We start from the raw sequence: 14482 nt of genomic DNA on the forward strand, positions 1-14482 counted from the left end.
ATCCCGTTAGGCTGGGCCCATGACCTTTGATCTAGGCAACGGCACCGAACTAACCGCCGACTTCGCCCAGGCGCTGCCTGATTTCGTGCGCGCTAGCTGGGGCGAAGAGCAGCCCGACCCGCGCCTGGTGCTGCTCAACCGGCCGCTGGCAGTTGGTCTCGGCCTCGACCCGGAGTGGTTGGCCAGCCCGGAGGGCATTACCTTCCTGTGCGGCCGCGGCAACCCCGCGGACCAGCCTCCGCAGGCGATGGCTTACGCCGGCTTCCAGTTCGGGCAGTTCAACCCGCACATGGGCGACGGGCGCGCCCTGCTGCTGGGCGAGGTCCGCGACGCGGACGGGGTCCTGCGGGATCTGCACGTCAAGGGCTCGGGCCGGACGCCGTTTTCCCGGCCGGGCGCGGACGGGCGCGCCACCCTGCCGGCCATGCTGCGCGAGTACGTTTTCTCCGAGGCCCTGCACGCCATGGGGATCCCCACCACGCGCTGCCTGGCGGTCATCTCCACCGGCCGGCCCGTGGCCCGGGAGCGCGCCCTGCCCGGCGGCATTTCCGTCCGCGTGGCGGCCAGTCACCTGCGGGTGGGCACGTTCCACTACGCGCAGCTGCGCGGCCCGGAGGCCACCCGCTCGCTGGCGAACTACGCCATCCGGCGGCACTACCCCGCCCTGGCGGATTCCGCCGAGCCCTACCGGGACTTCTACCGCGCGGTCATGGAAGCCCAGATAGCCACCGTCGTCCGCTGGCAGGAGACCGGCTTCATCCACGGCGTGATGAACACGGACAACACGACCATCTCCGGCGAGAGCATCGACTTCGGCCCCTGCGCTTTCGGCGAGCGCTTCGACCCGCACGCGGTCTTTTCCTCCATCGACCGCTTCGGCCGCTATGCCTTCGGGCACCAGCCCAACATCCTGGGCTGGAACCTGACCCGCCTGGCCGAGTCCCTGCTTCCCATCCTGGGCGAGGATGCCAACCGCGCGACCGAGGTAGCCCAGCAGGAGGTCGATAGCTTCGGCGAGCACTTCGGCGACTACGCCACTGCCTACACGCGGCGGGAGACCCTGGGACTTTCCGATAACGCACCGGACGCGCTGGTGCGGCGCTGGCGCGAGCTGCTCGCCGAAAACCAACCGGATCTGTGCACCTGCCACCGCGAGCTTGCCGCGGCCGCCGGCGGGGACGCTGCGGCCTCCCGGCGCCTGGCCGACGCGCTGGGCGAGACGGAATGGGTAGACGAGTGGCTGGCCGCCGGCCCGGATGCCGCGCGCCTCGACCAGCACCACCCGCGTTTCATCCCGCGCCCGCGCGCGGTGGAAAATGCCCTGGACGCCGCCGCGGACGGTAACTTCGCCCCCACCGAGCGCCTAGTGGCCGCCCTGACCGACCCGGACGCGGGCGTGGACGCGCTACCGGACAACGAGCGCGAGCTGCTCACCCAGCCCGACCCGGGTGGCTTGGAGAACTACCTGACCTACTGCGGGACCTAGGGCCGCCGCATCCGCGGCCCCACTCCGTGGGCAGCCGAGCTCACCACCCGAAGAAACACCAAGCCCCGCCGAACGGCGTAGCGCCGTGGCGGGGCTTGTTGCTAAAAGAAGCCGTCTTCAGCTAACAGGCTTAGGCCTGGTCCAGCTTCAGGGTCTTCTGGGTGAACTCCCACATCTCGTCGAAGAGCTTCTGGTTCTTGGTCAGCTTCTCGCCGTAGGACGGGATCATCTCGTAGATCTTCTCGGACCACTGGATCATGTGCTCACCGAAGCAGCGCTCCAGCAGCTCCAGCATGACGGCCGGGGCGATGGAAGCGCCCGGGGAAGCGCCGAGCAGGCCGGCGATGTTGCCCTCCGGGTTGTTGATCAGCGTGGTGCCGAACTCCAGGGAGCCGAAGCGCGGGGCCGGGGCCGGCTTGATGACCTGGACGCGCTGGCCGGCCACGATGGTCTCCCAGTCGTTCGGGTCGGCGGACGGCACGTACTCGCGCAGGGACTTCATGCGGTCGTCGAAGTCCTTCATGACCTCCTGCACCAGGTACTTGGTCAGGCCGAACTCCTGGGCGGCCACGCCCAGGTAGGACGGGATGTTGTCCGGGCGGATGGACTTGAACAGGTCCAGGTTGGAGCCCTTCTTCAGGAACTTCGGGGTCCAGCCGCCGTACGGGCCGAACAGCAGGCCCTTCTCCCCGTCGATGACGCGGGTGTCTAGGTGCGGCACGGACATCGGCGGGGCGCCGACGCTAGCCTTGCCGTAGACCTTGGCCTGGTGCTGCTGGATGAGCTCCGGGTTGGTGGCGCGCAGCCACAGGCCGGAGACCGGGAAGCCAGCGTAGCCGGCAACCTCGCGGACGCCGGCCTTGCGCAGCAGGCCGAGGGCGTAGCCGCCCGCGCCGACGAAGACGAACTTCGCCTTGGTCATCTGGGTATCACCGGTGTGGCGGTTCTTGGAGTAGATCTTCCACACGCCACCGTCGCGCTTGAGGTCGTAGACCTCCTGGCCGTAGCGGACCTCGGTGCCGGCGGCCTTGGCGGCGGTGAGGAACTGCTTGGTCAGGGCACCGAAGTTGACGTCGGTTCCCACGTCGGTCCAGGAGATGGCGACCTTCTGGGAGTTGAAGTCGCGGCCCTGGGCCATGAGCGGAAGCTTCTCTGCGAAGACGGAATCATCCGCGGAGAACTGCATCTCGGGGAACATGTGGTTCTTGTTGAGAAGTTCGTAGCGGCGGCGCAGGTAGTCCACCTGGATTTCGCCTTGGGCGAAGGACATGTGGGGAACCTGGTTGATGAATTCCCGCGGGTCCGTCAAGATGCCGTTGTTGAGCTGGTGGGACCAGAACTGGCGGGAGACCTGGAACTTCTCATTGATGTTCATCGCCTTGGAGGCATCAATGCGGCCGTTCTTCTCCGGGGTGTAGTTAAGCTCACACAGCGCGGAGTGACCGGTGCCGGCGTTGTTCCACGGGGAGGAGGACTCCTCGGCCGGAGCGTCGAGACGCTCGAAGACCATCTGGGTCCAGCTGGGCTCAAGCTCGCGGAGCATCGCACCCAGGGTGGCGCTCATAATGCCGGCGCCGACGAGTGCTACGTCTACCTCGTCAACGGCTTGGACGACGTTTTTTGCGGGGGACACCTTGTTACTTACCTCTTCATATTCAACATGATTGTGGTCAAAGTTTCGCAAAAGGGGCTATCCGATCCTTTCGCAGCGCAGTGCCTGGGTCACCGGCTTCGCGGCCCCAGGCAAACGCGTTGTCTACAACCCTACGCTGGTAGCCCGGCGATTTGTACTGACGCCCCGCCAATCGCGCGATTGACGCCCAGTTGTGCCTAAAGTTGGGGGCATGAGTGTGAACCAAACCGACCACTGGCACCCGGACCGCTTGGGCGCGGGATTTTCCGCCCGCACCCTCGAATTAGGCCCCGATCCGCTGGGCGAAGGCGACCTGTGCGCCACCCTCGTCCGGTACTACCCCGGCCCGGATGGGGCAGCTACGGCCGGCGCCGCCGCTACCCCTGCGGGGGCCGAAAAGGACGAAGAGTTCACTACCCGCCCAGCCCTTTTGTGGGTACACGGGATGACAGACTACTTCTTCCAGGCACACGTGGCGCGCTATTTCCACGACCGCGGCTATGCCTTCTACGCCATTGATCTACACAAATGCGGCCGCTCCCGCCGGGAGGGCCAAACCTGGCATTACGCCGCGGCGATGGAGGAATACTACGCCGATCTCGACGCGGCCTTGGAAGAAATCTGCGGCCCGCACCCCGATGTCACTCCTATCGCGCACTCGACGGCGGGGGTCATCGTGCCGCTCTGGTTGGACCGGTTGCGCACGTCCCAGCCCACCGCACACGCGCGAGTATCCTCCGCTATCTTCAATAGCCCGTGGCTGGACATCATGGGCGTGCCGCGACCTGTCCTGCGGGCCGCCAAGCCGGTCATCAACGCCATCGGCAAGGCCTTCCCCAAGGTGGCCTTCCCCGGCGGGGGCTTGAGCGCTTTCGGCGACTCCATCCACGCCTCCCGCTACGGCGAGTGGGACTACGACACCACCTTGAAGCCGCTGTCCGGGCACAAGAAGTACCTGGGCTGGCTGCGCGGGGTCATTGCCGGCCAAGACCAGATCCACCAAGGGGCCATCGATATCGGCGTGCCGGGCCTAGTGTTGTGCTCGACCCGCTCGCGGCTGGGTAAGCCCTATTCGCCGGAGACGGACACGGCCGATGCCGTCGTCGATGTCTCCCAGACCGTCCACTGGGCTCCCCTCTTGGGCCAAGACATTACGGTCTGTCCGATCCTGGGCGCCCGACACGAAGTCTTTTTGTCGCTGCCGCCCGCGCGCCGCGAGGCCTTTGAGATTAGCTCCCGCTGGCTAGCACGGGCACACTAGTACTTAAGAGGACTTTCCGTCCCCCGGTTCCCCGAGGCCCCCGCCCTGCAAGGCCCCACTTCCCCACTATTTATATAAGGAGAAAATCCATGACCCAGTCCGCCGCTGCCCCGGCTGTCGATGCCCACTACGACCTCATCATCATCGGCGCCGGTTCGGGCAACTCTATCCCTACCCCGGAATTCGACGACAAGTCCATCGCCATCGTCGAGTCCGGCCGTTTCGGGGGAACCTGCATGAACGTCGGTTGCATCCCGACGAAGATGTACGTCTACGCCGCCGATACCGCCTACGGCACCCGCACGGCCGACAAGCTGGGTATCCAGGCCCACGTGGACAACGTCGACTGGGACTCCATCGTGGACCGCGTCTTCCACCAGCGCATCGATAAGATCGCCGAGGGCGGCGAGGCCTACCGCCGCGGAGACGAGACCCCGAATATTACTGTCTACGACCAGCACGCCAGCTTCGTCGGCCCCAAGACCATTCGCACCGGCCAGGGCGAGGAGGCCAAGACGATTAGTGGCGAGCAGATCATCATCGCTACCGGCTCGCGCCCGCTTATCCCCGAGGTCTACGCGAACTCCGGGGTTCGCTACCGCACCAACGAAGACATCATGCGCCTGGAGCGGCAGCCGAAGTCGCTGATTATCGTCGGCGGCGGGTTCATCGCCATGGAATTTGCCCACGTCTTCGACGGGCTGGGCACGCAGGTCACCATCGTCAACCGCTCGGAGGAGCTTCTGCGCTTCCTCGACAAGGACCTGTCCACCCGCTTTAACGAGCAGGCCAAGGAGCGCTTCGAGGTCATCACCGGCGCCAACGGCACCGCCCTGCGCGAAGGCGGCGAGGGTGTGGAGCTGGAGCTGGACAACGGCCAGACCATCACCGCCGAGGAGATTCTCATCGCCACCGGCCGCGTGCCCAACGGCGACCAGATGAACCTGGACTCTGCCGGGATCGAGATGCGCGAGGACGGGCGCATTGCCGTCGACGACTACGGCCGCACCACCGCAGACGGAGTGTGGGCACTCGGCGACGTCTCCTCGCCGTACATGCTCAAGCACGTCGCCAACGCGGAGACCAAGGCCGTGCGCCACAACATCCTGCACCCGGACGACATGCACCCGATGCCCCACGACCTGGTGCCCTCGGCTATCTTCACCCACCCGCAGATCGCCACCGTGGGCCTTACCGAGGAGGCCGCCCGCGAGCAGGGCTACGACGTGACCGTCAAGGTCCAGGACTACGGCGATGTGGCCTACGGCTGGGCTATGGAGGACCACACCGGTATCTGCAAGCTGATTGCGGACAAGGCCACCGGCCAGCTGCTGGGCGCGCACTACTACGGCCCGCAGGCTTCCACCCTCATCCAGCAGATGATCACCGTGATGGCCTTCGGCTTGGACGTACGTGAGGTCGCCACGAAGCAGTACTGGATCCACCCGGCTCTGCCGGAGCTCACCGAGAACGCACTTTTGGGGCTAGATTTTTCCTAAATTTTCCCAAAATATTCATCCGGGCCGCCGGTGCGACTACTTCACCACTCGTCACAGTAGTCACACCGGCATCGGCATAGCGGGGACTTTAGGGTGAAACAGTTGTCCTTAATTGAATTTAAGTTTATTAAGCTTGGAGAAGACTGATAGTTTTTCCTCCCCCAATTAGTGTGAACAAGCTGCATTTGCGCACCATATCCGTTAGCATTCGTCTTTGACACCAGCTCCAGCCACTGTCCGGGGACCGAGTGTAATCTGGCAGTTTGCTGGAATTGTCACAAAACACAATGGGTTTCCACGAGGGAAGCCTTGCACGTTACGACCTCTCTTAAGGAATTAATATGCGTATTCGCAAAGCAGCCATCGCTGGCGCCACTGCCGTTGCTGTAGCCTTCAGCGGCACCTCCATTGCTACCGCTGAGACCACCGTTAACCAGGGCGACCACGACGTCAACGTCGAGCAGCACGACCCGAAGACCACCGATGGTGCTGAGAAGGACGAAACCAAGCCGGATTACACCCCGAGCCTGTCCTCCAAGATCAACACCGGTCTGAACCTCGAGGGCGAGAAGCCGGCTAACGCTGTTGCTATCTTCGGTTCCTCCAAGGACTTCTCCGAGGTCCCGAACTGGGCAAAGGCTCTGTACGGCCTGCTGATCGCCGGCGGCATCGGCACCGCCCTGGGCATGATCGTTGGCCCGCTGGACAACTTCATCAAGTACGGCCCGTTCTCCCGCTAAGACAGCACTCAGCTCAACTCGTTTCCCTGAAAGGTAACTAAAATGCGTAACTTCCGCACCGCAGCTGTTGCTGCCGCCACCGCTCTGACCGTCGCCTTCTCCGGCACCGCCATCGCCTCCGCCGAGGACAACGTCTCCGAGGAGACCAAGTCCAGCTCCATCGGCTCCCTGTCCTCCAAGTGGGGCAAGGACCTGGGCGCTTGGGATCTGGATGAGAATGGCAATGCCGTCGTTAAGGATGAACACCAGGCTACCGGCGTTGACACCCTCGGCCAGGAAAAGGTCGAGAACGACCAACTTCCGAAGTGGGACGTCCTGTTCCGCGACGCCACCATCGCCGGCGGCGTTCTGTCCCTGGTTGGCGGCCTGATCGCTGCTTACAACTACGCTGTGTTCAACGGCATCCTGCCGGGCCACATCTTCGACGGCCTGTTCAAGTAAAGCGTTAACTCGAATACGCTAAAGCGCCGGTCCCCTTGTGGGGCCGGCGCCTTTTTGTGTCTTCTCCCCGCTTGGCGTGGGCGCCGGCGGGGAGGAAGGGTGCTTAGTTCTCGTCCGGGAGGGTGAGGATCTCGTTACCGTCCTCGGTGATGACCAGGGTGTGCTCGAACTGGGCGGTGAACTTGCCGTCCTTGTTCTGCACGGTCCAGCCGTTGGACCAGATGTCGTAATCCAGGGAGCCCAGGTTGATCATCGGCTCGATGGTCAGGGTCATGCCCGGCTCCAGGACGTTGCGGTAGGCCATGGAGTCGTAGTGCAGCACGACCAGGCCGTTGTGGAAGGTCGGGCCCACGCCGTGGCCGGTGAAGTCCTCGACGACGTTGTAGCCGAAGCGCTTGGCGTAAGACTCGATGACGCGGCCGATAACGTTGACCTCGCGGCCCGGCTTGGCGGCCTTGATGCCGCGCATCATCGCTTCCTTGGTGCGCTCAACGAGCAGCTTGTGCTCCTCGGAGACGTTGCCGGCGAGGAAGGTGGCGTTGGTGTCGCCGTGCACACCGTTCTTGTACGCGGTGACGTCGATGTTGACGATGTCGCCGTCCTCAATCACGGTGCTATCCGGGATGCCGTGGCAGACAATCTCGTTAAGAGAAATGCAGCACGACTTCGGGAAGCTCATATACCCCAGGGTCGACGGGTAAGCGCCGTGGTCGCACATGTACTCGTGCGCCACGCGATCGACCTCGTCGGTAGTCACACCCGGGGCGACCGCCTTGCCGGCCTCCTGCAGGGCGTTGGCCGCGATCTTGGAGGCCTCACGCATGGCCTCGATGGTCTCCGGGGTCTGGACGAACGGCTCCCCGATATTTTCTTGGACCGTGTCCTTCCAGACGTATTCGGGGCGCTCGATGGACTCATCGACCGTGCGCACGGGAGTTTCTTTACCAGGTTGCAGTTTTCCGCGGTTAGTCATGGTCTCCATCGTAGTCCCCATGACGCCTGCGCGACCCGCCGGGTTCGAGCGTCGCGGGCGTTGTCGGCGGCGCGCGCTAGTTCTCGGCCGGGGCCGGCGGGGTGTCCGGATCCGGCTCGGCGCGGTACTGATCCAGCTTTTGGAAGAAGCTGTCCGTGATCGCCACGGAGACCTCCGAGCCGCCGCCCAGGACCACCAGGGTGGCAAACGCGATATCGTCGTCGGCGCGGTAGCCGGTGAACCAGGCGTGCGAGCCCTCGTTGATTTCGGCCTCGCCGGTCTTGCCGTGGATTTCCCCGCCGGCCTGCATGCCGGAGGCCGTACCGTTGGTCACCGTCGCCCGCATCATCTGCCGCAGCTTGTCGATGACCTCCGGGGTCGGCCCGTTGACGTCCTCGCTGGCCTTGGTCTCCCGGCCGGCCAGCAGGGTGGGCACCGGCCGCTTGCCGGCCGCCACGGTCGCCGAGACCAGCGCCATACCGAACGGGCTGGCCAGGTCGAGGCCCTGGCCGTAGCCGGCCTCCGTGCGCTCCAGCGGCTCCTCGCCCGCCGGGACCGAGCCGGTGATGGTGTTTAGCCCCGGCACCTCGTAATCGATGCCCAGGCCGAAGGACTTGGACATGTCTTTCAGCTCGCCTGGGTCCAGCTTGGTGGAGATATCGGCGAAGGTCGTGTTGCACGATTGGGCGAACGCCCGCTCGAGCGGGACATCGCCCAGCGCGAAACCGTTGTAGTTGGTCACCACGCGGCCGTAGATATCCATCGTGCCGGGGCACGGCACGATCGTGCTGGGGTCCAGGCCCTGGTGGACGACGCCCGCCCCGGCGGTGATGATCTTGAATACCGAGCCCGGCGGGTACTGGCCCTGCAGGGCCAGATCACCCTTCTTGTCGGCCTCCGGGGTCTGGGCGACGGCGAGGATCTCGCCCGTCGAGGGGCGCATCGCCACCATCATGGCTTCCTGCCCCGAGCGGGCATTGACGGCTTCCTGGGCGGCGCGCTGGACGTCATAGTCGATGCCCACCTTCAGCGCTGGGGCCGGCTCCGGGGCGTGCCGCTCGACGTCGCTGAGCGCCGCGCCGTGCTCGTTGACCACGGCGATGCTCCAGCCGTTGTTGCCGTCCACGTCGTCCTGGACCAGGGAGCGCACGCGCGACATAATATCCGGCGCAAAGCCAGGGTCTTTGGTCACCAGCGCCGGTTCCTCGTTGAGCCGGACCGCGTCTACCCCGGCCAGCTCTTCCTGCAGGATCTTGCCGGCCGCCTCGCTGTACATTCCCACCGAATAGGTGCCGGTGTTGTCCTCCAGCGTCTTGGCCAGCTCCTTGGCGTCGATATCGCCGACGGTCTCATCCTCGGCCTTGGCCCGGGAGACCGCATCGGAAATCCGCGCGGCCAGGCCACGGGGCGAGGTGGTCTTCTCGCCGTCTACCAGCAGGCGGAACTCCGTGCCCGGCTTGAGCAGCTCCACCCCGTCCGAGCTGATCACCCCGGCCCGCTCGGCCTCGATGGCGCGCAGCTCGAGGTGCTGGTTCGCCCCCAGCTTGGGATGAATCATCGACGGCTGCCAACGCACGGTCCATTCGTCGTTGGACTTGGTCAGCGCCATCTGGGTGTCGTACTGCAGCTGCCGGTCCCGCGGCAGCGTCCACGTCACCGAGTAATCCACCGTCGCGTAGCCAGGATCGTGACTGTTGACGCCGGCCAGCTCGAAGTCCACGCCCTCGGCCTGCAGACCGTCGTAGCTTTCCTGGAAGATCTGTTGCGTAGCCGCGGCGTTGTCGACCAGCCCGTCCAGGGACTGCGGGTCGCCTTCCTCGAGGGCCGTGAAGACCTCCTCGGCGACGGGCTCGACTGAGGGAGGCTTCGGCGTGCAGGCCACTACCCCGCTACTACCTAACGCTGTTACGCACAGCAAAGCCACCGCCTTTTTCATATGTGCAAACATTACTCAAGCGGTGGCTGCGGGCCGTGACCAACACATCTTTCGCGCCGGCCTAGGCCAATTTGTTACTTAGTGACGCGGACCTCGGCCTTGGCACCCTCGACGGCTTCCATGCCCTCTTCCTCAGCGATGCGCTGAGCTTCCTCGATCAGCGTTTCGACGATCTTGTCTTCCGGCACGGTCTTGATGACCTCGCCCTTGACGAAGATCTGGCCCTTGCCGTTGCCGGAAGCAACGCCCAGGTCGGCATCGCGAGCCTCGCCCGGGCCGTTGACCACGCAGCCCATGACGGCCACGCGCAGCGGGAATTCCATCCCGTCGAGGCCGGCGGTGACCTCTTCGGCCAAGGTGTAGACATCCACCTGGGCGCGACCACACGACGGGCAGGAGACGATCTCCAGCTTGCGCGGGCGTAGGTTCAGCGACTGCAGGATCTGGTCGCCCACCTTGATCTCTTCCACCGGGTCAGCCGACAGGGACACGCGGATGGTGTCGCCGATGCCCTGGGACAGCAGGGAGCCGAAGGCCACCGAGGACTTGATGGTGCCCATGAACTTCGGGCCCGCCTCCGTCACGCCCAGGTGCAGCGGGTAATCGGTCTGCTCGGCCAGCTGGCGGTAGGCCTCCACCATCAGAACCGGGTCGGAGTGCTTAACGGAGATGGCGATGTCGCCGAAGCCGTGCTCCTCGAACAGGCCGGCCTCCCAGATGGCGGACTCGACTAGGGCCTCCGGGGTGGCCTTGCCGTACTTTTCCAGCAGGCGCTTGTCCAGGGAGCCGCCGTTGACGCCGATACGGATCGGGATACCGGCGTCCCCGGCCGCCTGCGCGACCTCCTTGACGCGGCCGTCGAATTCCTTAATGTTGCCGGGGTTCACGCGGACCGCGGCACAGCCGGCCTCGATGGCCTGGAAGATGTACTTCGGTTGGAAGTGGATGTCCGCGATGACCGGGATCGGCGACTTCTTCGCGATGGCCGGCAGCGCCTCGGCGTCGATGGGCTTCGGGCAGGCGACGCGCACGATGTCGCAGCCGGACGCGGTCAGCTGTGCGATCTGCTGCAGCGTGGCGTTGATGTCGTGCGTTTTGGTGTTGGTCATCGACTGGACCGAGATCGGGTGCTCCGAGCCCACGCCGACGGGGCCGACGGAAAGCTGGCGGGTCTTGCGCCGCGGGGCCAGGGTAGGCGGCGGTCCTTCGGGGATGCCGAGACCAATAGAGGTTGACATGCACGCTCCTTGCTTGTCTGATTTGCCGGCCTGTCCTCGCCCCTCCGCGGGCGCCTGCCCGCTGCGGGCCGGCACTTGCGGAAGAAAAGTAGGGACAGGTTGTGCGGTACTACCGATAACGCCCCCACTTTAGCACTGCCGGGCGCGCACCGACGCCTGTGCTGGGGCGGTCCGGTCAGCCGAAGAGCCGGATGGGGTTGACCACGTCCGCGACGATGATGACCAGACCCACGGCGAGCAGCGCCGCCGCGATCGCATAAGTCACGGGCATGAGCTTGGTGTAGTCCGCCGGGCCAGCGGGTTGCTTGCCGGCCATGCGCCGGAAGAAGTCGCGGATCTTTTCGTAGATGACGACCGCGATGTGGCCGCCGTCAAACGGCGGGAGCGGTATGAGATTGAACAAGGCCAGGAAGAAGTTCAGCGTCGCCAGCATCATGAAAAACGCCGCCCACAGGTCGTTTTCCACCAGTTCGCCGCCCACGCGGGAGGCGCCCACGACGGACATCGGGCCCTGCTCGTCGCGCTCGGCGCCGAAGATGGAGGCCACCACGCCCGGGATCTTCGCCGGGAATTGCTTGATGCCCTCGACGGTCGCCTCCAGCATGTTCCAGGAGTAGTGCCAGGTGGCCGGCCACGCCTCCCAGAAGCCGTACTGCCGGACCGTGTTCAGCGGCTGGTTGACCAGTCCGATAGACCCGGCCTCGACCAGCTCCCCCTGCGGGTTCGGGCGCAGGACGGTGTCGAGTGCCACCTCGACGGTGCGGGACTGGCCGTCGCGCTCGATGCCCAGCTCGACGGTCTCGCCCGGCAGCTGGAGGACCTCGTCGCGCAGGGCCGTGGAATCCGGCACCTCTTCGCCGTTCAGGGTCAGGATGACGTCGCCCGGGCGCACCCCGGCCGCGGCCGCGGGGCCATCGCCCTGGCACGGCTGGATATTCCCGGCGGCATCCGCGTCCGCGCTACAGACGGTCTCACCCACGCGCGGGCGGTAGTCCGCCTTCGGATCCGGCAGGCCCGCGGTCTGGGCGACGATGAAGAGGATTAAAAAGCCCAGGACCAGGTTCACGGCCACGCCGCCGCTGAGCACCGCGATGCGCTGCCACCACGGCTTGGTGTACATCGCATGGGGCTTTTCCTCCTCGGTGAGGAATTCGTCCTGCGGGGTCATGCCCGCAATGTCGCAGAAACCGCCGACCGGCAGGGCGGCCAGCCCGTATTCGGTATGCCCGCGGGTAAAGCCCACAATCTTGGGGCCAAAGCCGATGAAGTAGCGCCGCACCCGCATCCCGAAGGCGCGGGCGGTGAGCATATGCCCCGCCTCGTGCAGGGTGATGGTAATCCCGATGCCCAAGGCGAACAGGACTATCCCCAAGATATTGGCCATTAACGGTACTGCTTTCTAGCTGGCTAGCGGGCGTAGTAATCCACGCGCTCGTTCGCGCGGGCGCGGGCCTCACGCTCAACCGCGAGGACGTCGTCGACGCTTGAGGGTACACCAGCATAACCCGCGCAGTCACCTACCACTTCGCCCACGATGTCCACGATGCGCGGGAAGTGGATCCGCCCGGCCAAGAAGGCCGCGGCTGCTTCCTCGTTCGCCGCGTTATATACCGCCGGGTGGCTGCCGCCGGTGGTCGCCACCTGGCGGGCCAGCTGCACCGCGGGGAAGGACTCGTCGTCGAGCGGCTCGAATTCCCACGTGTAGGCGTTGCTAAAGTCCAGCGCCGGGGCGGCGTCCGGCACGCGGTTCGGCCAGTCGAGGGCGAGGGAGATCGGCAGCTTCATCGACGGCGGGGAGGCCTGTGCCATGGAGCAGCCGTCGGCGAAGGTGGCCATCGAGTGCACGATGGACTGCGGGTGCACGGTAACCTCAATGTCAGCGGCCGGCACGTCGAAGAGCAGCGTCGCCTCGATAAGCTCCAGGCCCTTGTTGATGAGCGTGGCCGAGTTCAGGGTGTTCATCTGCCCCATCGACCACGTCGGGTGCTGGGCGGCCTGCTGCGGGGTCACCTCCCACATCTGCTCGCGGGTCCAGCCCCGGAACGGCCCGCCCGAGGCGGTCAGGACCAGCGAACGTAGCTCGCCGCGCCGGCCCGCCAGCAGCGCCTGGGCCATGGCGGAGTGCTCCGAGTCCACCGGCACGATCTGGCCCTCGCGGGCGGCGTTGGTGACCAGGGCGCCGCCGGCGACCAGGGATTCCTTGTTGGCCAGCGCCAGGTAGGCGCCGGTCTCAATGGCGGCCAGGGTGGCCTGGAGCCCGAGCGAGCCGACTAAGGCGTTGAGCACGGTGTCCGCAGCGACTGCCCGGGTGAGCTCCTCCGCGGAGTCCGGCCCGGCGATGACCTGCCCGCCCAGCGCCGCCGAGACCTCCGCGGCCGCTTGGGTATTGGCCACCGCGACGTGGTTAGCCGAAAGGTTGAGTTGCCGGGCCTGTTCGATGATGGCCTGCGGGTCCCTGCCGCCGGCGGCGATGCCCACGACCGCGAATTTGTCGGGGTTGGCCCGGATGACTTCCACTGCTTGGGTACCGATAGAGCCGGTGGATCCCAGGATCAGAACGCGCTTAATACTCACCCGTCCTAGAGTAGTAGCTTCCCCGCCCCCGCGCGGCGGGGGTGTTCGATCGCACGGGCCCGCGCCAATGTTCTAAAATAGGGCCCAGATAGTTGGCCTATAGCGCCGTGCCGCGCCCCGGCCTGGGGCGTGGGCTTAAGGCGCACACGCAAAAGGAGTGCACGTGTCTTCCCACAAGTTGGTTCCTGAGGTCCACGGCGGAGTTTCCACCGATGACGTCCCCTCGGCAGAGTTCGGCTGGTCCCGGACCCCGCATACCGGTGTTCAGGTCGCCGGCTGGATCACCGTCCTGATCCTGCTGGGCTACAACTTCGGTAACCACCACGGCCACGTGGAGACCATCTACCTCTTCCTCTTCGCCGCGCTGATCGCCATCGGCCTCATCATCGACCTCTTCCAGCCGAAGATGAAGCAGGTGCGCACCATCACCGCCCGCAACCAGCCGGAGGGCTACCAGGAGCTGGACTGGACCTACGAGCAGAAGACCCTCGGCGGCCCCTACGCCGAGCTGACCGACTCCCAGCTGCGCGCCCTGAACATCGAGCCTTCTCGCGTGTCCCACCTGCGCGTCGGCGAGGCCGTCGAGGCCACCGGCAAGGCCGTTCCGACCGCCCAGGTTGAGCGCTAAAAAGCACTTAGCCGCGCAAGACTAAAGCCGCCAGTCCCCTTCCCGGGGCCGGCGGCTTTTTCGTGTCCGCGGC

The 14482-nt window shown here is 65.6% G+C and carries 12 protein-coding genes; 6 read left to right on the forward strand and 6 right to left on the reverse strand.

Translation table 11 applies throughout. The annotated features are described in order from the left end of the window. Positions 1 to 19: 19 nt before the first annotated feature. The gene (locus ACEE23_RS06170; protein WP_448872439.1) at positions 20 to 1486 is read left to right on the forward strand and encodes a protein adenylyltransferase SelO family protein; all 1467 of its coding nucleotides are present in this window, start codon (positions 20 to 22) and stop codon (positions 1484 to 1486) included. Positions 1487 to 1616: 130 nt separating this feature from the next. On the opposite strand, the gene mqo is transcribed toward ACEE23_RS06170, so the two are convergent. Continuing rightward, on the reverse strand, positions 1617 to 3119 hold the full coding sequence (gene mqo, locus ACEE23_RS06175) for a malate dehydrogenase (quinone) (protein ID WP_368521233.1): 1503 nt from the start codon (positions 3117 to 3119) through the stop codon (positions 1617 to 1619). Between the two features lie 211 nt (positions 3120 to 3330). Here mqo and ACEE23_RS06180 point away from each other — a divergent pair, with 211 nt between their 5' ends. From ACEE23_RS06180 to ACEE23_RS06195, 4 genes are all read left to right on the forward strand, one after another. After that, positions 3331 to 4380 (forward strand): alpha/beta hydrolase, encoded by a 1050-nt coding sequence (locus ACEE23_RS06180; protein ID WP_368519130.1) that lies wholly within the window; start codon positions 3331 to 3333, stop codon positions 4378 to 4380. A gap of 89 nt (positions 4381 to 4469) precedes the next feature. Continuing rightward, a complete protein-coding gene (gene mtr, locus ACEE23_RS06185; protein ID WP_368519129.1) occupies positions 4470 to 5879 on the forward strand; it encodes a mycothione reductase in 1410 nt (469 codons plus the stop codon). 341 nt (positions 5880 to 6220) lie between these two features. Beyond that, entirely contained in the window at positions 6221 to 6619 is a 399-nt protein-coding gene (locus ACEE23_RS06190) for a hypothetical protein (protein WP_368519128.1), read from the forward strand. A gap of 42 nt (positions 6620 to 6661) precedes the next feature. Continuing rightward, on the forward strand, positions 6662 to 7060 hold the full coding sequence (locus ACEE23_RS06195) for a hypothetical protein (protein ID WP_368519127.1): 399 nt from the start codon (positions 6662 to 6664) through the stop codon (positions 7058 to 7060). Between the two features lie 103 nt (positions 7061 to 7163). Here the strand turns inward: ACEE23_RS06195 and map are convergent, their stop codons facing one another. The 5 genes from map to dxr all read right to left on the reverse strand — a co-directional run bounded on the left by map (position 7164) and on the right by dxr (position 13781). Beyond that, positions 7164 to 8033, reverse strand: coding sequence for a type I methionyl aminopeptidase (map, locus tag ACEE23_RS06200; RefSeq protein ID WP_448872437.1), 870 nt, complete (start codon positions 8031 to 8033; stop codon positions 7164 to 7166). A gap of 76 nt (positions 8034 to 8109) precedes the next feature. Continuing rightward, on the reverse strand, positions 8110 to 9969 hold the full coding sequence (locus ACEE23_RS06205) for a penicillin-binding transpeptidase domain-containing protein (RefSeq protein WP_448872435.1): 1860 nt from the start codon (positions 9967 to 9969) through the stop codon (positions 8110 to 8112). Positions 9970 to 10043: 74 nt separating this feature from the next. Next, a complete protein-coding gene (gene ispG, locus ACEE23_RS06210) occupies positions 10044 to 11207 on the reverse strand; it encodes a flavodoxin-dependent (E)-4-hydroxy-3-methylbut-2-enyl-diphosphate synthase (protein WP_070769459.1) in 1164 nt (387 codons plus the stop codon). A gap of 175 nt (positions 11208 to 11382) precedes the next feature. Beyond that, positions 11383 to 12591: a M50 family metallopeptidase gene (locus tag ACEE23_RS06215; protein WP_448872432.1), complete on the reverse strand. Its 1209-nt coding sequence runs from the start codon at positions 12589 to 12591 to the stop codon at positions 11383 to 11385. A gap of 23 nt (positions 12592 to 12614) precedes the next feature. Then, positions 12615 to 13781, reverse strand: a complete 1167-nt coding sequence (gene dxr, locus ACEE23_RS06220; protein ID WP_448872430.1) for a 1-deoxy-D-xylulose-5-phosphate reductoisomerase — start codon at positions 13779 to 13781, stop codon at positions 12615 to 12617. A gap of 163 nt (positions 13782 to 13944) precedes the next feature. Here dxr and ACEE23_RS06225 point away from each other — a divergent pair, with 163 nt between their 5' ends. Continuing rightward, positions 13945 to 14409, forward strand: a complete 465-nt coding sequence (locus ACEE23_RS06225; RefSeq protein WP_368519121.1) for a DUF2631 domain-containing protein — start codon at positions 13945 to 13947, stop codon at positions 14407 to 14409. The last annotated feature ends 73 nt before the right edge of the window (positions 14410 to 14482 follow it).

This window comes from Corynebacterium sp. 32222D000AT (genome assembly GCF_053546955.1).

What these genes read in the sequence shown, in the direction of transcription:
- ACEE23_RS06170 (WP_448872439.1), top strand. Translation starts at nt 20, where the DNA reads ATGACCTTTGATCTAGGCAACGGCACCGAACTAACCGCCGACTTCGCC.
- ACEE23_RS06180 (WP_368519130.1), top strand. Translation starts at nt 3,331, where the DNA reads ATGAGTGTGAACCAAACCGACCACTGGCACCCGGACCGCTTGGGCGCG.
- mtr (WP_368519129.1), top strand. Translation starts at nt 4,470, where the DNA reads ATGACCCAGTCCGCCGCTGCCCCGGCTGTCGATGCCCACTACGACCTC.
- ACEE23_RS06190 (WP_368519128.1), top strand. Translation starts at nt 6,221, where the DNA reads ATGCGTATTCGCAAAGCAGCCATCGCTGGCGCCACTGCCGTTGCTGTA.
- ACEE23_RS06195 (WP_368519127.1), top strand. Translation starts at nt 6,662, where the DNA reads ATGCGTAACTTCCGCACCGCAGCTGTTGCTGCCGCCACCGCTCTGACC.
- map (WP_448872437.1), bottom strand. Translation starts at nt 8,033, where the DNA reads ATGACTAACCGCGGAAAACTGCAACCTGGTAAAGAAACTCCCGTGCGC.
- ACEE23_RS06205 (WP_448872435.1), bottom strand. Translation starts at nt 9,969, where the DNA reads ATGAAAAAGGCGGTGGCTTTGCTGTGCGTAACAGCGTTAGGTAGTAGC.
- ispG (WP_070769459.1), bottom strand. Translation starts at nt 11,207, where the DNA reads ATGTCAACCTCTATTGGTCTCGGCATCCCCGAAGGACCGCCGCCTACC.
- ACEE23_RS06215 (WP_448872432.1), bottom strand. Translation starts at nt 12,591, where the DNA reads ATGGCCAATATCTTGGGGATAGTCCTGTTCGCCTTGGGCATCGGGATT.